Origin of the sequence: Pseudomonas putida (genome assembly GCF_001941965.1) — a bacterium.
GTDB lineage: Bacteria > Pseudomonadota > Gammaproteobacteria > Pseudomonadales > Pseudomonadaceae > Aquipseudomonas > Aquipseudomonas putida_L.
Genome location: NZ_MKZO01000036.1, coordinates 125286 through 142991 on the forward strand (window position 1 = coordinate 125286; position 17706 = coordinate 142991).

Genomic DNA, 17706 nt, shown 5'->3' on the forward strand with positions numbered 1-17706 from the left:
CCATGCAAGCCGTCCAGCGAGAAATCGCCCAGCAGCTCAAGGTCCAGCCGCCATTCGCCGACCGCGCCGCCCTCGACGCCGAAGTCGCCCGGCGCGTCGCCTTTATCCAGCAATGCCTGAAGAATGCCGGGTTGAAGGTCCTGGTCCTGGGCATCAGCGGTGGCGTCGATTCGCTCACCGCCGCCCTGCTCGCCCAGCGCGCGGTCAATGAACTGCGCGAGCAGACCGGCGACCAGGCCTACCGCTTCATCGCCGTGCGCCTGCCGTACCACGTGCAGCACGACGAGCACGACGCCCAGGCCTGTATCGACTTCATCAAGCCGGACGAACTGCACACGGTGAACATCGCCCCGGCGGTGCGCGCCCTGGCGGCCGAGGTCAAGGCCCTGGAAGGCGGCAAGCCGGCCATGGTGGATTTCGTCGTCGGCAATACCAAGGCGCGGATGCGCATGGTGGCCCAGTACACCATCGCCGGTGCCCGCGCCGGCCTGGTGATCGGTACGGATCATGCTGCCGAAGCGGTGATGGGCTTCTTTACCAAGTTCGGTGACGGGTCCTGCGACCTGGCGCCGCTGAGTGGCCTGGTGAAAAACCAGGTGCGCTCGATCGCCCGCAGTTTCGGGGCGCCGGAGTCACTGGTGGAAAAGGTGCCGACCGCTGACCTGGAAGACCTCGAGCCGGGCAAGCCGGACGAAGCGTCCCACGGCGTGACCTACGCACAGATCGACGCCTTCCTGCACGGCGAGCCGGTGAGCGAGGAAGCGTTCGGGATCATCAAGCGGACGTACGAGAAGACGCAGCACAAGCGGGAGATGCCGTTCGCGCCGTGAGAACAGCATCGCTGGCAAGCCAGCTCCCCAACGGACCTGTGGGAGCTGGCTTGCCAGCGATGAGGCCCTGAAGGCCCCTGAAGGAATTACTTCAGTACGACAGCGCCCTTCATCATGCTGATGTGGCCCGGGAAGGTGCAGAAGAACTGGTAGTCCTGACCCGCTTCCAGCTTGGACACATCGAAGGTCACGGAGCTGGTTTCACCCGCGCCGATCAGCTTGGTGTGGGCAACGATGCGCGCATCGCTCTCATCCAGGTAACCACCGTCCAGGCCTTTGCCCATGCTGGCAGTGGCGATGGCAGGGGCGTCGGCAGCCTTGGCGATCACCAGGTTATGGCCCATGACGTTCTTCGGCAGGGTACCGGAGTGGGTCAGATCGACCGTGAACTGCTTGCAGCTCTTGTCGATCACGATTTCCTTGGTGTTGTAGGACATCTGGTCGGTGGAGTCGACGGTGACCTTGCAATCCGCAGCCATTACCTGGGCACTGGCAAGGGTCAGCAGGGATACGGCAACAAACTTGGCAAACATTGTGAATCTCCATGGCAGGTTTTTTATTGAAATCAGACTGCCCCAACCAGCGCAGCGGACTGGTGACATGGGTCAAGGGTTAAGACCCTGAATCGGCAGTGAAATTCTCTATGGTGTCCATCAAGACAATCAACGTGCGCCATCATGCCCCTATGACCGAGGATGGGACAACCTCTCATTTAGGAGTAGTACGACATGACCCTCGGCAATTTCATGCAAAGCCTCCTGGCCGCCTACGCCTGCGGTGCCACCGGCGCTGCCTGCGAGTTCTCCCGTCCGGAGTGAAATACAAGACTTGGAACCAACGCCCCATGACCGTACCCTGTGGCCGTTTTCGACCCGGAGGAAGTCATGTCCCTACGTTCCGTTTGTGTTTTCTGTGGCGCCAGCACCGGGGCCAGCCCGGTCTACCGTGAAGCCGCCATCGCCCTTGGCCAGGCCATCGCCAAACGCGGCCTGACCCTGGTCTACGGCGGTGGTGCCGTGGGCCTGATGGGTATCGTCGCCGATGCGGCCATGGCGGCTGGTGGCGAAGTGGTCGGGATCATCCCGGTCAGCCTGCAACGCGCCGAAATCGCCCACCCGGGCCTGACCCGCCTGGAAGTGGTCGACGGCATGCACGCCCGCAAGGCGCGCATGGCCGAACTGAGCGATGCCTTTATCGCCCTGCCCGGCGGCCTGGGAACATTCGAAGAGCTGTTCGAAGTCTGGACCTGGGGCCAGTTCGGTTACCACGGCAAGCCGCTGGGCCTGCTGGAGGTCAATGGCTTCTACGAGAAACTCAGCGGCTTCCTCGACCATGTGGTCGCGGAAGGCTTCGTGCGCCCGCAACACCGCTCGATGCTGCAGATGAACGAACAGCCCGATGCCCTGCTCGACGCCCTGGCCGCCTGGGAGCCGGTGGTGCAGCCGAAATGGGTCGATCAGCCGCCGACCTGATCCTCCAGCGGCAGCACCGTCACCCGCACCTCGGGGTCGTGGCTGCCGCCGCCGAGGATCACCCCGCGCAGGGGTGAGACATCGGCGAAATCACGGCCCCAACCGAGGGTGATGTGCTCCAGCGCCGGCAGCAGGTTGTTGGTGGGATCGAAGTCCACCCAGCCATGCCGGGGGCAGAACACCGAGACCCAGGCATGGGAGGCGTCGGCGCCGATCAGCCTGGCCTGCCCGGGCGGCGGCTGGGTCAGCAGGTAGCCGCTGACATAGCGCGCCGCCAGCCCCCGCGAACGCAGGCAAGCGAGCATCAGGTGGGCGAAGTCCTGGCAGACCCCGCGACGTCGCTCCAGCACCTCCACCAGCGGCGTGGCGACCTGGGTCGCGGCGGCATCGAAGGTGAATTCGCGGAAAATCCTGTCCATCAGCGCCCACACCGCCTCCAGCAACGGTACACCGGGGCCGAAGCAAGGCTCGGAGAACGCCACGAAACGTTTTTTCAGACGCACGAAGGGCGATTCGAAACGGTAGCGGCTGGCCTCCAGAACGACCGGGGACAGCGCCTGACGCGAATAGGCCAGGGCCTCCCGCGCCTGCTCCCAGGCCGGTGAGGCGGCAAGGACTGGCTGCCGGCGCGGCAGGACTTCGATGCGCACGCGGGTGCTGACCTTCAGTTCATCGTGCTGGTACTCCAGGCCCAGGCGGGTCAGCGGGTTGCCGAATATATCCTGCTCATCGCGGCGCCGGGTCGGCAGCGGACTCACCTCCAGCACCCGCTCCTCGCAACGCTGCCAGGCACACTCCCGCGGCCACAGGTGCACCAACTGCTGAGCCAGGGACACCGGGCTGGCGTAGCGGTAATGGGTGTCGTGAAGAATCTGGTAACGCGCACTCATCAGGAGGACACCGTCTGCTGGCTGATATCGACATGGGCGAAATGGCGCAGGGCCAGGCGCTCGGCGGCGGCTTCGGCGCCCGAGGCGATCCGTTCGAGCATCGCGGCCAGCCCCTCCAGCACCGCCTGCAGGCTGGCCTCGCCAAACAACGGGTCTTCCAGACTGCGCAGGTCGAAACGCTTCAAGCGCTCGGCCAGCTCGCTCAGCTCGGCCTCCGCCGGGCTGCGCAGGCGCTCCAGCGAACGCAATAGCGAGCGCAACTGGAACAGCACGCCATGGGGGTTCTGCTCGTCCAGCAGCAGCAGGTCCAATGCCGGAACCAGTTGCGCCACCGCCAGGTAACGGGAGCGGTAGGTGATGCTGCTGTTGGCCAGTTCCAGCAGCCATTCCAGGCCGGCCTGGTCGGTCGCCGCCGGGCCGCGCAGGAAGCCGGCGAGGCTGCCGCTCAGGGCGTGCAGGCGCTCGATCCGCCGCCCGGTCAGGAGGAAGCGCCAGCCTTCGTCACGGGTCATGTCGTCCAGGGCGAAACCGGACAGCGCCGCCATCGACAGGATCAGGCGGTTGAGGAAATCCAGCAGTTCGGTGAAGTCGGCGGAGAGGTCGTCAAGGCGCTGGGCCTCCCGTTGCAGTTCGCTCAAGGCCTGCCAGTTCTCCCGCGACAGTTTGCCCCGCACCTGCCCCGCCGCCCATTGCAGGCGTTGCAGGTTGGCCCGCAGGCTGAAGCCCCAGTTCGGGTCGAGCAGGGCTGTGCGCAGGCGGGTGTCGAGGGTCCCCTCCTCCGGCAGCAGTTCGAGCTGTTCGGCCAGTTGCACCGCCGCCTCCAGCGCTTGCGGTGAGTCACCGTCGAGGTAACGCCCAAGCAGGATCCGCAGCAGCCGGGCGCTGGCATCGCAACGTTCGCAATAGCGGCCGAACCAGAACAGGTTTTCCACCACCCGCGAGGGCAAGTAGGGATCCGCACGCACCAGGTCGGCCACACCAAGACTGCGACTGACCTGCCACCGCTCGCCCCGTGCCGGGCGCTCGCCGAGGACCCAGGTGTCCTTGCTGGCACCGCCGCGCTGCATCGAGACCACCTCGGCATCGGCCTGCGCCGCCACCCGGGTCAGGCCGCCCGGCAGGACCCGCCAACCCTCGGCGTCGGCCACGGCGTAGACGCGCATGCCCACCGGACGATCCTCCAGACCGCCGCCCTGCCAGACCGGCGCCTGGGACAGTTGCGCCAGTTCCTGGGCGACATAGGCATAAGGGCGCGCCCGCAGGCGTTCGGCCAAGGCCTGGCGCTGGGCCTCGTCCAGATCCCGCCCCAGCAGTGGCTGGAAGCTTTGCGAGGGGAAGGCGGGCTTGAACAGCAGGTCCGGCATCTTCTCCAGGGCCTGCTCCAGCGCCGCCGGCTCGCCGCACCACCAACTGGCGATGGACGGCAGGATCAGTTCTTCACCCAGCAGGCGCTGGCTGATCCCCGGCAGGAAGCCCGGCAGTCCGGGTGACTCCAGCACCCCGCTGCCCAGGGCATTGGCCACCAGCACGCGGCCCTGGCGCACAGCGTCCAGCAGGCCGGGCACGCCGAGCGCGGAGTCGGTGCGCAGTTCGAGGGGATCGCAGAAATCGTCGTCGAGCCGACGCAGGATCGCGTGGACCCGGCGCAAGCCGCTGAGGGTCTTGAGGTAGACGGTGCCATCGCGCACGGTCAGGTCGCTGCCTTCGACCAGTGGATAACCCAGCTGGCGGGCGAGGAAGAGATGTTCGAACCAGCTTTCGTTGAAGCGGCCCGGGGTCAGGAGTACCACCAGGGGTGTTTCCCGTCCGCAAGGAGCCTGGCGTGCCAGGGTCTGTTGCAGGGTGCGGAAGAAGCCGGCCAGATGCTGCACGTGCAGGTCGCGGTACAGCTCGGGGAAGGCCCGGGAAACCACGGTGCGGTTTTCCAGGGCGTAGCCGGCGCCGGAGGGGGCCTGGGTGCGGTCGGCGGTGACCCACCAGCGTCCGTCGGGACCGCGGGCCAGGTCGGCGGCGTAGATATGCAGCCAGGTCTGCCCGGGGACCTCGATGCCCTGGCAGGGCCAGAGGAAGTTGTTGTGGCCAAAGACCAGCTCGGCGGGCAGCAAACCCTCGGCGATCAGTTGCTGCGGCCCGTAGATATCCGCGAGTACGCCATTGAGCACCTGCGCACGCTGGGCGATGCCCCGAGCCAGTTCGTCCCATTCGGCGGCGGGGATGACCTGGGGCAGCAGGTCCAGTTCCCAAGGGCGGTCGGCGCCGTCCGGGTCGGCGTAGATGTTGTAGGTGACGCCGTTTTCCCGCAGTTGCCGGTTGAGCAGGGACTGGCGCTGGGTCAGTTGCTGCGTGCCGCTGCGTTGCAGGTGGGCGAGCAGCTCCTGCCAGTGCGGACGCACGCTGCCGTCGACGGCCAGCATTTCATGCCAGGTCGCGGGGCTTGGGGTCAGGGCATCCAGCAGGTCGGGCATCGGGGCGCTCACAGGGGAGTTGTGGGCGGGATGCGGCAAGAGTTATGCCAGTGGCTTTTCCGGTGTCTGGTCTGGCCTCATCGCTGGCAAGCCAGCTCCCACAGGGTTCCATGCCAGCCACAAAATGCTGGCCCGGCGCGATCCTTGTGGGAGCTGGCTTGCCAGCGATGAGGCTCTCGGCACCTTGCACCGGATAGGTGCAATGAGGGGCTTCATGACGGGGCGCTGGCCCCGTCATGGGGCTTAGCGCGGCAGGACCGGCTGACGCTTGGTCTTGCCCTTGCCGCCTTTGCCACCTTTGGCCGCATCCTTGCGCGCCTTGGCCGCTTCCTGGTTGCGGGCGAACGCGGCGGCCTTGGCCTCTTCGCGCTTGTCCCACGGCTTGGCGCCATCGCTGGCACGCGGCGGCAGGCCGGTGTGCTGGGTGAGGATCTTCTGTTCCTTGCCCACCTTGTGGCTGCCCGCCGGGGTGGAGTTCTTGCGTCGGGCACTCTGGTAGCTGTCGGTCGCCGGCTGGTGCGCCGGGATCAACTGGTGCTTGCCCGAGCCGATCAGGTCGGCACGGCCCATGCGCTCCAGGGCCTCGCGCAGCATCGGCCAGCCCTTCGGATCGTGATAACGCAGGAAGGCCTTGTGCAGGCGGCGCTGCTCCTCGCTCTTGACGATGGTCACGCCTTCGCTCTTGTAGGTGACCTTGCGCAGCGGGTTCTTGCCCGAGTGGTACATGGCGGTGGCCGAGGCCATCGGCGACGGGTAGAACGCCTGCACCTGGTCGGCACGGAAGCCGTTGCCCTTGAGCCACAGCGCCAGGTTCATCATGTCTTCGTCGGTGGTGCCCGGGTGCGCGGCGATGAAGTACGGGATCAGGTACTGCTCCTTGCCCGCCTCCTTCGAATACTTCTCGAACATGCGCTTGAAGCGGTCGTAGCTGCCGATACCAGGCTTCATCATCTGGTTCAGCGGGCCTTCCTCGGTGTGCTCCGGGGCGATCTTCAGGTAGCCACCAACGTGGTGGGTGACCAGCTCGCGCACGTATTCCGGCGACTCGACCGCGAGGTCGTAGCGCAGGCCCGAGGCGATCAGGATCTTCTTCACCCCCGGCAAGGCACGGGCGCTGCGGTACAGCTTGATCAGCGACGAGTGGTCGGTGTTCAGGTTCGGGCAGATCCCCGGGAACACGCAGGACGGCTTGCGGCAGTGGGTCTCGATCTCGGTGCTCTTGCAGGCGATCCGGTACATGTTGGCGGTCGGGCCGCCAAGGTCGGAGATCACCCCGGTAAAGCCCGGGACCTTGTCGCGGATCTCTTCGATCTCGCGAATGATCGACTCGTGGGAACGGTTCTGGATGATCCGCCCTTCGTGCTCGGTGATGGAGCAGAAGGTGCAGCCACCGAAACAGCCACGCATGATGTTCACCGAGAACCGGATCATTTCATACGCCGGGATACGCTCCTTGCCGTAGGCCGGGTGCGGGATCCGCGCGTAGGGCATGCCGAACACGTAGTCCATTTCCTCGGTGGTCATCGGAATGGGCGGCGGGTTGAACCAGACGTCGACTTCGCCGTGCTTCTGCACCATGGCCCGGGCGTTGCCGGGGTTGGTTTCCAGGTGCAGCACGCGGTTGGCGTGGGCGTAGAGCACCGCGTCGTTGCGCACCTTCTCGAAGGAAGGCAGGCGGATCACGCTCTTTTCGCGGGTCATGCGCGGGCTGTCGAGCAGTTGCACGACCTTCGGCTCGTTCGGGTCCTCGACGTTGCCCTTCTCCTGCTCGATGGCGCAGGCCTGGGTGTCCTGGGTGTTGACGTAGGGGTTGATGATCTTGTCGACCTTGCCCGGACGGTCGATACGGGTCGAGTCGATCTCGTACCAGCCCTGCGGGGTGTCACGGCGGATGAACGCGGTGCCGCGGATGTCGGTGATCTGCTCGATGCGCTCGCCGGCCGACAGGCGCTGAGCGATATCGACCACGGCGCGCTCGGCGTTGCCGTACAGCAGGATGTCGGCGCAGGCGTCGATCAGGATCGAGTGGCGGACCTTGTCCTGCCAGTAGTCGTAGTGCGCGATACGGCGCAGCGAGGCCTCGATGCCGCCGAGGACGATCGGCACGTGCTTGTAGGCTTCCTTGCAGCGCTGGCTGTAGACCAGGCTGGCGCGGTCAGGGCGCTTGCCGGCCAGGCCGCCCGGGGTGTAGGCGTCGTCGGAACGGATCTTCTTGTCCGCGGTGTAGCGGTTGATCATCGAGTCCATGTTGCCGGCGGCGACGCCGAAGAACAGGTTGGGCTCGCCGAGCTTCATGAAGTCGTCTTTCGACTGCCAGTTGGGCTGGGCGATGATCCCGACGCGGAAGCCCTGGGCTTCCAGCAGACGGCCGATGATCGCCATGCCGAACGACGGATGGTCGACGTAGGCGTCGCCGGTCACGATGATGATGTCGCAGGAATCCCAGCCGAGCTCATCCATCTCCTCCCTGCTCATCGGCAGGAACGGCGCTGGCCCGAAGCATTCGGCCCAGTACTTGGGATAGTCGAAGAGTGGTTTGGCTGCTTGCATGTCAGTGACCGGTTTTTTTGGAAGGCGGGAAAATCACGGGCGCGGAGAATAGCACAAAAATTGACCAATTCCGACGCTGAAGGTCGGAATTGGTCAGGCGACGTTCTTACTCGTCGTCGTCGAAGTTGTAGCTGCCCGGGGCGAGGTTCTCGAAGCGGGTGTACTTGCCGATGAAGGCCAGGCGGATGAAGCCGATCGGACCGTTCCGCTGCTTGCCGATGATGATCTCGGCGATGCCCTTGTGCTCGGTCTCGGGGTGATACACCTCGTCACGGTAGACGAACATGATCACGTCGGCGTCCTGCTCGATCGCTCCGGATTCCCGCAAGTCGGAGTTCACCGGGCGCTTGTTGGGCCGTTGCTCCAGGGAGCGGTTGAGCTGCGACAGGGCGATGACCGGGCAGTTGAATTCCTTGGCCAGGGCCTTGAGGGACCGGGAGATCTCGGAAATCTCGTTGGTCCGGTTGTCGCCACTGGAACCGGGGATCTGCATCAACTGCAGGTAGTCGATCATGATCATGGCGATATCGCCATGCTCGCGGACCAGGCGACGGGTCCGCGCGCGCATTTCCGACGGGCTGATGCCGGCGGTATCGTCGATGAACAGCTTGCGGTCGTTGAGCAGGTTGACCGCCGAGGTCAGGCGCGGCCAGTCGTCGTCGTCCAGCTGGCCGGAACGCACCTTGGTCTGGTCGATGCGGCCGAGGGACGAGAGCATACGCATGATCAGCGATTCGCCTGGCATCTCCAGGGAGTAAACCAGCACCGCCTTGTCGCTGCGCAGCACGGCGTTTTCCACCAGGTTCATGGCGAAGGTGGTCTTGCCCATCGACGGACGGCCGGCGACGATGATCAGGTCGGCCGGCTGCAGGCCGCTGGTCTTCTCGTCGAGGTCGGTGTAGCCGGTGGACAGGCCGGTGATCTCGCTGTCGGAGTTGAACAGCGTGTCGATGCGGTCGATGGCCTTGGTCAGCAGTTCGTTGACGCCCACCGGGCCGCCGGTCTTCGGGCGGGCTTCGGCGATCTGGAAGATCTGCCGTTCGGCTTCGTCGAGGATCTCTTCGGCGTTGCGCCCTTGCGGGTTGAAGGCGCTGTCGGCGATGTCGTTGCTGATGCTGATCAGTTGGCGCAGGGTCGAACGCTCGCGAATGATCTGCGCATAGGCCTTGATGTTGGCCACCGACGGGGTGTTCTTCGCCAGTTCGCCGAGGTAGCCGAGGCCACCGACCTGGGTGCTCAGGCCTTCCTTGTCCAGCTGCTCGTGCAGGGTGACCACGTCGAACGGGACGTTCTGGTCCACCAGCTTGTGGATGGCGCGGAAGATCAGGCGGTGGTCATGCCGGTAGAAGTCGCCATCGGAGACTTGATCGAGCACGCGCTCCCAGGCGTTGTTGTCCAGCATCAGGCCACCGAGCACGGCCTGTTCGGCCTCGATGGAATGCGGCGGCACCTTCAGCGCGGCGGTTTGCAGATCATATTGCTCTGGGGCGGTTATCTCGTTCATGGCCACCTGGAAATCTGGGGGGTGAAAAAGACAAAGGGCACGACCTGCAATGCAGGATCGTGCCCGATGTTAACCGGCTGTTCCCGAAGGAACCAGCCGATCGATACAGCTTAGGCTGCTACGACGACCACGCGTACGGTGGCTTCGACGTCGCTGTGCAGGTGCACGGCTACGTCGTATTCGCCAACCTGACGGATGGTGCCGTTCGGCAGACGAACTTCAGCCTTGGCCACTTCAACGCCGGAGGCGGTCAGGGCGTCAGCGATGTCGTGGGTGCCGATCGAACCGAACAGTTTGCCTTCATCGCCCGCGGTAGCGGTGATGGTGACTTCCAGTTCAGCCAGTTGGGCTGCACGGCTTTCAGCCGAAGTTTTCTTGTCGGCAGCTGCTTTTTCCAGCTCGGCGCGACGCTCTTCGAACGCAGCCAGGTTGGCAGCGTTAGCGACGGTGGCCTTGCCGAATGGCAGCAGGAAGTTACGACCGTAACCAGCCTTGACTTTAACTTTGTCGCCCAGGTTGCCCAGGTTGGCGACTTTTTCCAGCAGGATCAGTTCCATTTGGTATAAACCTCTTAACTTTTAACCTTCACCGTTCGCGGAGCCGTTACCGGCGTCCTTGGACGCCCCGCGTCCGCGAAAATCAATCAGGCTGTCGACAATGGCCAGGACCACGAGCAACGGATAAATCAGCTGCATGAACAGCAGCAGCGTTACGTACAACCCGACCAGCCAGAACCTGGCCAGTCGCTTCTGCGCCACCAGGCCGTGAATCACGGCCAGTCCGGCGAAGACCAGCGGCACGGTGCACAGCGGTGTCAGCATGCCCAGCTGGGTACCGAAATTCGGACCCACCAGCATCAACACCAGCAGCACCAGCGCCGCCGCCAGCGGTAGTCTTACGGCACGAAACTCGATGCCGAAGCCTCCCGGGTTATACAAGGCTGCCTGCCAGTAGCGACCCAACATCAGGGCCATCACACTGACCGCTTGCAGCAAGGCCGCAATCAGGCCGGTAAGCACCGGTGCGATCAGCCCTTCGAGTCGGCCCCGCTCTTCTACCGACAGTTGTTGGTAGATCCCGTCGAGCATCTGCGGAAGGATCTTGGCGATCTCTTGCGCGAGGGTGTCGATCGGTTCGCGGAACACCGAACCCAGAACGGCGCCATACACCAGGCCCAGGGCGATGCTGGACAACAGCACCCGGTTCCAGGACTGCCCGGCGCGCAACAGCGCTGCCAGACCCAGCGTCCCCAGCAACACCATCAAGGTGCGCGGCTCGCCGAAGTACCACCAGGCCAACGCCGGCAGTACAGCCCAGGCAAGAACGCCGGAGGCGTCCTTGAAACCGCGCCGCAGGAACACCAGGCTCCCGGCGGCGGCACTCAACCAGAACAGCAGCGGCAATGCCGCACAACCCACCACTACCAGAGTGGCCTGCACGCGACCGCGCATGATGAAATCAGCCAGGGCCCGCATGCACTTTATCCTTTGCTACTTGTCGACGACCCGGTCTCAGCGGCCGTGGCTGTCGGTGTAGGGCAGCAGGGCCAGGAAGCGGGCGCGCTTGATAGCGGTAGCCAGCTGACGCTGATAACGAGCTTTGGTACCAGTGATACGGCTTGGAACGATCTTGCCGGTTTCGGATACGTAAGCTTTCAGGGTGTTGAGATCTTTGTAATCGATCTCTTTCACGTCTTCAGCAGTGAAGCGGCAGAATTTACGACGACGGAAGAAACGTGCCATGTAATAGGCTCCTCAAAAGATCCGTGGATTACTCGTCAGCGTTATCGCTGTTGTCGCTGTCATTGCTGTCGTCGCCTTCGGCGCTGTCAGCATGCTCAGGACGGTCACGACGCTCACGGCGCTCGCTGCGGTTTTCTTCAGCCTTGAGCATCTCGGACTGGCCGGTAACGGCTTCGTCGCGACGGATGACCAGGTTACGGATCACGGCATCGTTGTAGCGGAAGTTGTCTTCCAGCTCGGCCAGGGCCTTGCCGGTGCACTCAACGTTCAGCATCACGTAGTGAGCCTTGTGAACATTGTTGATTGCGTAGGCCAGTTGACGACGGCCCCAGTCTTCCAGACGGTGGATCTTGCCGCCGTCTTCTTCGATCAGCTTGGTGTAACGCTCAACCATGCCGCCGACTTGCTCGCTCTGGTCCGGGTGAACCAGGAAGATGATTTCGTAATGACGCATGAATGCTCCTTACGGGTTGTAGTCTGCCGACAATGCGGTCAGACAAGGAGTGAATGACACTGTATGTCTTGTCCTGAACCAGGCACGCATGCCCGGGACAAGGCGCGCAATTGTAGAGAAGCGCGGTGGGACAAGCAAGGTGATTGGTGAAATATTGAGCAATGCCCCTAAAAGCATCGCTGGCAAGCCAGCTCCCACAGGGTCAGCGTTGCACGCGATCCTGTGGGAGCTGGCTTGCCAGCGATTGGGTCCACCAATTACTTGCTGACGGAACGCTGCCGCACAACCTCGAACAGACAAACCCCGGTAGCCACCGAGACGTTCAGGCTGCTGACGCTCCCCGCCATCGGCAATTTCACCAGGAAATCGCAGTGCTCGCGGGTCAGGCGGCGCATGCCCTTGCCTTCGGCGCCCATGACCAGCACGGTCGGCCCGGTCATGTCCTGCTGGTACAGCTCCTGCTCGGCCTCGCCGGCAGTACCGACCACCCACAGGCCACGCTGCTGCAGCTTTTCCAGGGTCCGCGACAGGTTGGTCACGGCCACCAGAGGGATGACCTCGGCGGCGCCGCAGGCGACTTTACGCACCGCAGCGGTGAGGGTCGCCGATTTGTCCTTGGGCACGATCACCGCCAGCGCACCCGCCGCATCGGCGGTACGCAGGCAGGCCCCGAGGTTGTGCGGGTCGGTGACGCCATCCAGAACCAGCAGCAGCGGAACCTTCTCGGTGCGCTCCAGCAGTTCTTCGAGCATCGCCTCGCCCCACACCTGGCTCGGGCTGACTTCGGCCACCACGCCCTGGTGCACGCCTTCGACCCAGGCGTCCATTTCACGACGCTCGGCCTGGCCGACACTGACCCGGTACTCCGCCGCCAGCGCCAGCAGCGCCTGCAGGCGCGGCTCGCTACGGCCTTCCGACAGCCAGATCTGCTTCACCCGCTTCGGGTGAAAGCGCAACAGGGCTTCCACGGCATGCACGCCGTAGATCTTTTCCAACTGACTCATGACTTGCCTTTCGGTTTACGCGAAGTGGAACCGGACTTGGGCGGCCCCTTGCGGTGTTTGCTCTTCTCCGGCTTGCCCGACGAGGACTTGCCCGCCGGCTTGCCGCTGGCGTGGGCGTGCCGTGCTTCGGAAAGCAGGGCTTTCTTCATTTCCCGGCTCTTGCGCACTTCGGCGTTGTTCGTCGCGGCGTGGGAGGAGAAATAGGCTTCGGAGGTTTCGTCCTTCTTGCTGCGACGAGCCGGACGCTCTTCCTTGGCCGGAGCCGCTGCAGGCTCTGCAGCCTTGCCCTTGCCCTTGGCATTCGGGCCGACGCCGATCTTCGCAGCGGCCGCCGCTGCTGGCTCGGCCGAACGCTGCTTGCGCCCGATCGGTGCCTTGAGGGCGTTCTCGGACATTTCGAAGTCGATCTTGCGCTGCTCCAGGTCGACGCGCATCACCCGCACTTCGACGGTGTCGCCGAGGCGGAAGCTGCGCCCGGTGCGCTCGCCGGTCAGGCGGTGGTGCACCGGGTCGAAGTGGTAGTAATCACCCGGCAGCGCGCTGACATGGACCATGCCCTCGACATAGATGTCGGTCAGCTCGACGAACAGGCCGAAGCCGGTCACCGCGGTGATCACACCCGGGAAGGACTCGCCGACGCGGTCCTTCATGTACTCGCACTTGAGCCAGTTGACCACGTCGCGGGTCGCCTCGTCGGCGCGCCGCTCGCTCATCGAGCACTGTTCGCCCAGTTGCTCAAGAGTGTTCTCGTCGTACGGGTAGATCCGCGCCTTGGGAATGCTCATCGCCCCGGCCCGCTTGACGTGCGGGGTTTCCTGGCGGGAACGGATCACGCTGCGAATGGCGCGGTGCACCAGCAGGTCCGGGTAACGGCGGATCGGCGAGGTGAAGTGGGTGTACGCCTCGTAGTTCAGGCCGAAGTGGCCGTTGTTCTCGGCGCTGTACACCGCCTGGCTCAGGGAGCGCAGCATCACGGTCTGGATCAGGTGGAAGTCCGGGCGCCCGGCGATGCTCGCCAGCAGGGCCTGGTAATCCTTCGGCGACGGGTCCTTGCCTTTATGCAGCGACAGACCCAGCTCGCCGAGGAAGGCGCGCAGTTTTTCCAGGCGCTCCGGCGGCGGACCGTCGTGGACCCGGTACAAGGCCGGAACCTCATGCTTCTTGAGGAATTCGGCAGTGGCCACGTTGGCCGCCAGCATGCATTCCTCGATCAGCTTGTGCGCGTCGTTGCGCACGGTCGGGCGGATTTCCGCGATCTTGCGCTCGGCGCCGAAGATGATGCGGGTTTCCTGGGTCTCGAAGTCGATCGCGCCACGGGTGTGACGGGCATCGAGCAGCACCTTGTACAGCGCATAGAGCTGTTTCAGGTGCGGCAGCACTTCGCTGTATTCCTCGCGCAGGGCACGGCCTTCGCGGGTGCGGGCGTGCTCGAGCATGCTGCTGACCTTGTTGTAGGTCAGGCGCGCATGGGAGTGGATCACCGCTTCATAGAACTGGTAGTCGACCATCTGGCCAGACTTGTTCATGGTCATTTCGCAGACCATGGCCAGGCGATCGACGTGCGGGTTCAGCGAGCACAGGCCGTTGGACAGCTCCTCCGGCAGCATCGGGATCACCCGCTCGGGGAAGTACACCGAGTTGCCGCGGACCTGGGCTTCGGCGTCCAGCGCCGAACCGAGACGGACATAGCTGGAAACGTCGGCGATGGCCACGTACAGGCGCCAGCCACCGGAGAACAGGCGCAGCTTGCCGAGGCTTTCGCAGTAGACGGCGTCGTCGAAGTCGCGGGCGTCTTCACCGTCGATGGTGACGAACGGCAGGTGGCGCAGGTCGATGCGCTTTTCCTTGTCCTTCTCTTCCACGTCCGGCTTGAGCTTGCGGGCTTCCTTGATGACCGCTTCGGGCCATACATGAGGGATGTCGTAGCTGCGCAGCGCCACGTCGATTTCCATGCCCGGCGCCATGTAGTTGCCGATCACTTCGATCACATCGCCTTGCGGCTGGAAGCGCGGGGTCGGCCAATGGGTGATCTTCACCTCGACGAACTGGCCGATCTTGGCCCCGGCGTTGCGGCCCGAGGTCACCAGCACTTCCTGCTGGATCTTCGGGTTGTCGGCGGTGACGAAGCCGATGCCGCCTTCCTCGAAGTAGCGGCCGACGATGCTTTCGTGGGCGCGGGAGATGATTTCCACCAGCACGCCTTCACGGCGGCCACGCCGGTCGACACCGGAGACCCGGGCCAGGGCGCGGTCGCCGTCGAACACCAGGCGCATCTGCGACGGGCTGAGGAACAGGTCCTCGGTGCCATCATCCGGGATCAGGAAACCGAAACCATCGCGGTGGCCGGAAACGCGGCCGAGGATCAGGTCCAGCTTGTCCACCGGGGCATAGGTGCCACGCCGGGTGTAGATCAGCTGACCGTCGCGCTCCATCGCCCGCAGGCGGCGGCGCAGGGCCTCGATCTGATCCTCGGTGTGCAAACCGAATTCCTCAACCAGTTGCTCGCGCGCAGCCGGCGAGCCTCGTTCGGCGAGGTGCTGGAGGATCAGCTCACGGCTAGGGATGGGGTTTTCGTATTTTTCCGCTTCACGAGCGGCCTCGGGATCGAGGGACTGCCAATCGGCCATTAGGAGGGGTTCACCTTGTCTATATAAGGGTTAGTTTGGCATAGCCGTATTGAAGTCTATATAAGGGTTAGTTTGGCATAGCCGTATTGAAACCGGAAATTTCAACCTTGGACAGCCCCGCCCGGGGCGGCCTGTAAACGGGTTCTGTGCATCGGTCGATCAACGGCTTGAATTTTTTAAGATTTTTTTCGAACGGGGGGTTTACAGCCCCTGGGGCCGTCCGTATAGTGCGCACCACAGCGACGGACACCGTCGTTATAGTTGAGAAGCGGCACGATGTAAAACACTACGTCGAAGCGCAATCAGCGAAATGCCCAGATGGTGAAATTGGTAGACACGCCAGCTTCAGGTGCTGGTGACCTTACGGTCGTGGAAGTTCGAGTCTTCTTCTGGGCACCAATTTCAAATTTCAGATAACGCACTGCGTATCTGGAATTTACGCGACACGCTACACCGCTTTTGTTTCAAATGCTGCACATTTGCCCAGATGGTGAAATTGGTAGACACGCCAGCTTCAGGTGCTGGTGACCTTACGGTCGTGGAAGTTCGAGTCTTCTTCTGGGCACCATATTTCTAAAGAAACCCGCGAAAGCGGGTTTTTTTATGCCTGTGATTCAGGAATCAGGTGCCAGGAAAGGGCTTTCGCCCTGCCCTCCTAGAAAGTCTTCTCGAACTTCAACGCCACCTCGGTCTGCCGGTACGAGTAAGCCCAGTCGATGGTGCTATCCATGACCGTGCGCTTGGCATACAGGCTCGGCACGATGCCAGCGAAAGCCAGGCGCGGCATGCCCAGGTTGGCGATGTAGATCTGCTGGCGATCCTTGCGCAGGCCGCCGAGGAAAGCGTCCGGCTCATCGTAGCGCGTGCTGCGGTACAAGCCGATCAGGCTCAGGTTCACCCCCACATCGAAGCTGTGATACGCCCCGAGGCTGCCCATGTACTCGCGATTGCTCGCGGTATCAGCCTCCTGGCTACGGCGGGTGTAGGTGACCCCGCCGAACACCAGGGTTTGCGGATCAAGCAGGTAGGACAGTGAGGTGCCGACCTGACGCTCGTCATAGTCATCGAAGTAATCACGCTGCTCGCCCTGGAAGCGGAAATGCTTGTGCTGCGCCTGCAAGCCGATCTGCAAGCGGTTGCCCAGGTTGTGCTTCCACTCACCGCGCACGCCGCTGGCCTGGTATTTGGTGTGGTGGTCGCTGTAGTAGTTCTCGAACAGCGGCGTCAGCGACACATCGTTGAGCGCGCTCTGGAAGCTGTAGCCGGCGTACAGCACGCTGGTGTTGTCGTCATACCAGGTCTCGACGTCATCCTGCTCGCTGTGCCGGTTGTAGTTGTTGCCATAACTGAGGCCCCGCACCAGCACATTGTGGTTGCCGGAGATCTGGAAACGCCGCTCGGCCGCGACGTCGTAGACCAGGCTTGAGGCGCTGATCTTTTTCGGCATCTGCCGCGTGTAGTCGAAGCAATCGAAGAACACCGAGCAGACCTGGGTGACCGTGGTCATGCCGTTGGCCTGGTTGATATTGCTGTTGTAGCCGAAGCCCAGGGAGGCCGAGCCATGCCACTGGCGGCGCAAATCGATTGCGTTGTGATATTCGCCCAGCACGCTCAGCACCTGCTCGGGCACATCGCTGGCGGCAACTTCGCGGAACAGCGTCTCGGCCTCGCGGGTCTGGTTGTCTTCGAACAGGGTCCGCGCCAGCTCCAGGCGCGCACGCACGAAGCCCGGTTGCAGCTCGTCGGCCCGCCGCAGATGAGCGATCGCCGGCTTGTAGCGGCGCTCGCTGCGGTCGATCAGGCCCTCGGCCATTTCCACCAGCGCCGGCTCATGCCCGGGCAACTGCCGGTAGCGCTCGACGAACTGGCGCACCTTGCCCCACTGCTGCAGGTTGATGGACACATAGATCGCCGGCCCGAGGTCTTCGAGGGTGTTCTGCACGTTGTAGGTCTGCCCCTGGATGGTGATCAGCCCGTCATTGTTTTCGGCCGGGTCCGGCGCGCCCAGGTTGGCCCGCTCGCGCGCTTCGGCGCCGCGCTCGATCTTGTTCAAGAGCAGGCGGGTGTCGTCATCGTCGGCCAGCGCGGCAGTGGACAACAGGGTCGAGACACACAGCAGGGCGACGCGCACCCGCAAGGACGGCAGCATGGTGATCGGTCCGGGACAG

At 63.8% G+C, this 17706-nt stretch carries 14 protein-coding genes and 2 tRNA genes; 4 read left to right on the forward strand and 12 right to left on the reverse strand.

Translation table 11 applies throughout. The annotated features are described in order from the left end of the window. Positions 1-2 precede the first annotated feature (2 nt). Positions 3-830: an ammonia-dependent NAD(+) synthetase gene (gene nadE / locus PSEMO_RS20150; RefSeq protein ID WP_075804734.1), complete on the forward strand. Its 828-nt coding sequence runs from the start codon at positions 3-5 to the stop codon at positions 828-830. Positions 831-916: 86 nt separating this feature from the next. On the opposite strand, the gene azu is transcribed toward nadE, so the two are convergent. Next, positions 917-1363, reverse strand: coding sequence for an azurin (gene azu / locus PSEMO_RS20155; protein ID WP_075804735.1), 447 nt, complete (start codon positions 1361-1363; stop codon positions 917-919). A 351-nt stretch (positions 1364-1714) separates the two neighbouring features. Here azu and PSEMO_RS20160 point away from each other — a divergent pair, with 351 nt between their 5' ends. Beyond that, complete coding sequence (locus PSEMO_RS20160; protein WP_075804982.1) at positions 1715-2302, forward strand: LOG family protein; 588 nt, start codon at positions 1715-1717, stop codon at positions 2300-2302. Here the strand turns inward: PSEMO_RS20160 and PSEMO_RS20165 are convergent. The 10 genes from PSEMO_RS20165 to rnr form a co-directional block, all read right to left on the reverse strand. Further along, positions 2287-3192: a transglutaminase family protein gene (locus PSEMO_RS20165; protein WP_075804736.1), complete on the reverse strand. Its 906-nt coding sequence runs from the start codon at positions 3190-3192 to the stop codon at positions 2287-2289. The genes PSEMO_RS20160 and PSEMO_RS20165 overlap by 16 nt on opposite strands. Continuing rightward, a complete protein-coding gene (locus PSEMO_RS20170; RefSeq protein ID WP_075804737.1) occupies positions 3192-5657 on the reverse strand; it encodes a circularly permuted type 2 ATP-grasp protein in 2466 nt (821 codons plus the stop codon). The genes PSEMO_RS20165 and PSEMO_RS20170 overlap by 1 nt, the downstream gene beginning before the upstream one ends. Positions 5658-5900: 243 nt before the next feature. Continuing rightward, the gene (locus tag PSEMO_RS20175; RefSeq protein ID WP_075804738.1) at positions 5901-8207 is read right to left on the reverse strand and encodes a YgiQ family radical SAM protein; all 2307 of its coding nucleotides are present in this window, start codon (positions 8205-8207) and stop codon (positions 5901-5903) included. 106 nt (positions 8208-8313) lie between these two features. Continuing rightward, positions 8314-9711 (reverse strand): replicative DNA helicase, encoded by a 1398-nt coding sequence (gene dnaB / locus PSEMO_RS20180; protein ID WP_075804739.1) that lies wholly within the window; start codon positions 9709-9711, stop codon positions 8314-8316. A gap of 110 nt (positions 9712-9821) precedes the next feature. After that, the gene (gene rplI / locus PSEMO_RS20185; protein ID WP_075804740.1) at positions 9822-10268 is read right to left on the reverse strand and encodes a 50S ribosomal protein L9; all 447 of its coding nucleotides are present in this window, start codon (positions 10266-10268) and stop codon (positions 9822-9824) included. Between the two features lie 21 nt (positions 10269-10289). Beyond that, entirely contained in the window at positions 10290-11186 is an 897-nt protein-coding gene (locus PSEMO_RS20190; protein ID WP_075804741.1) for a hypothetical protein, read from the reverse strand. 36 nt (positions 11187-11222) lie between these two features. Next, positions 11223-11453, reverse strand: coding sequence for a 30S ribosomal protein S18 (gene rpsR, locus PSEMO_RS20195; protein ID WP_009403887.1), 231 nt, complete (start codon positions 11451-11453; stop codon positions 11223-11225). A gap of 28 nt (positions 11454-11481) precedes the next feature. After that, positions 11482-11907 carry a 30S ribosomal protein S6 gene (gene rpsF / locus PSEMO_RS20200; RefSeq protein ID WP_009403888.1) on the reverse strand — a complete coding sequence of 142 codons (426 nt, stop codon included), beginning with the start codon at positions 11905-11907 and terminating at the stop codon, positions 11482-11484. Positions 11908-12164: 257 nt separating this feature from the next. Beyond that, positions 12165-12911 (reverse strand): 23S rRNA (guanosine(2251)-2'-O)-methyltransferase RlmB, encoded by a 747-nt coding sequence (rlmB, locus tag PSEMO_RS20205; RefSeq protein WP_075804742.1) that lies wholly within the window; start codon positions 12909-12911, stop codon positions 12165-12167. Further along, positions 12908-15538 (reverse strand): ribonuclease R, encoded by a 2631-nt coding sequence (gene rnr, locus PSEMO_RS20210; protein WP_075804743.1) that lies wholly within the window; start codon positions 15536-15538, stop codon positions 12908-12910. The genes rlmB and rnr overlap by 4 nt, the downstream gene beginning before the upstream one ends. 312 nt (positions 15539-15850) lie before the next feature. Here rnr and PSEMO_RS20215 point away from each other — a divergent pair. Both PSEMO_RS20215 and PSEMO_RS20220 read left to right on the forward strand, forming a co-directional pair. Beyond that, positions 15851-15937, forward strand: a tRNA-Leu gene (locus tag PSEMO_RS20215). Between the two features lie 82 nt (positions 15938-16019). Then, positions 16020-16106 (forward strand) — tRNA-Leu (locus PSEMO_RS20220). A gap of 87 nt (positions 16107-16193) precedes the next feature. On the opposite strand, the gene PSEMO_RS20225 is transcribed toward PSEMO_RS20220, so the two are convergent. Beyond that, complete coding sequence (locus PSEMO_RS20225; protein ID WP_075804744.1) at positions 16194-17687, reverse strand: surface lipoprotein assembly modifier; 1494 nt, start codon at positions 17685-17687, stop codon at positions 16194-16196. Between the last annotated feature and the right edge of the window lie 19 nt (positions 17688-17706).

Coding starts and splice junctions, on each gene's coding strand:
- nadE (WP_075804734.1), top strand. CDS start 3: ATGCAAGCCGTCCAGCGAGAAATCGCCCAGCAGCTCAAGGTCCAGCCG.
- azu (WP_075804735.1), bottom strand. CDS start 1,363: ATGTTTGCCAAGTTTGTTGCCGTATCCCTGCTGACCCTTGCCAGTGCC.
- PSEMO_RS20160 (WP_075804982.1), top strand. CDS start 1,715: ATGTCCCTACGTTCCGTTTGTGTTTTCTGTGGCGCCAGCACCGGGGCC.
- PSEMO_RS20165 (WP_075804736.1), bottom strand. CDS start 3,192: ATGAGTGCGCGTTACCAGATTCTTCACGACACCCATTACCGCTACGCC.
- PSEMO_RS20170 (WP_075804737.1), bottom strand. CDS start 5,657: ATGCCCGACCTGCTGGATGCCCTGACCCCAAGCCCCGCGACCTGGCAT.
- PSEMO_RS20175 (WP_075804738.1), bottom strand. CDS start 8,207: ATGCAAGCAGCCAAACCACTCTTCGACTATCCCAAGTACTGGGCCGAA.
- dnaB (WP_075804739.1), bottom strand. CDS start 9,711: ATGAACGAGATAACCGCCCCAGAGCAATATGATCTGCAAACCGCCGCG.
- rplI (WP_075804740.1), bottom strand. CDS start 10,268: ATGGAACTGATCCTGCTGGAAAAAGTCGCCAACCTGGGCAACCTGGGC.
- PSEMO_RS20190 (WP_075804741.1), bottom strand. CDS start 11,186: ATGCGGGCCCTGGCTGATTTCATCATGCGCGGTCGCGTGCAGGCCACT.
- rpsR (WP_009403887.1), bottom strand. CDS start 11,453: ATGGCACGTTTCTTCCGTCGTCGTAAATTCTGCCGCTTCACTGCTGAA.
- rpsF (WP_009403888.1), bottom strand. CDS start 11,907: ATGCGTCATTACGAAATCATCTTCCTGGTTCACCCGGACCAGAGCGAG.
- rlmB (WP_075804742.1), bottom strand. CDS start 12,911: ATGAGTCAGTTGGAAAAGATCTACGGCGTGCATGCCGTGGAAGCCCTG.
- rnr (WP_075804743.1), bottom strand. CDS start 15,538: ATGGCCGATTGGCAGTCCCTCGATCCCGAGGCCGCTCGTGAAGCGGAA.
- PSEMO_RS20225 (WP_075804744.1), bottom strand. CDS start 17,687: ATGCTGCCGTCCTTGCGGGTGCGCGTCGCCCTGCTGTGTGTCTCGACC.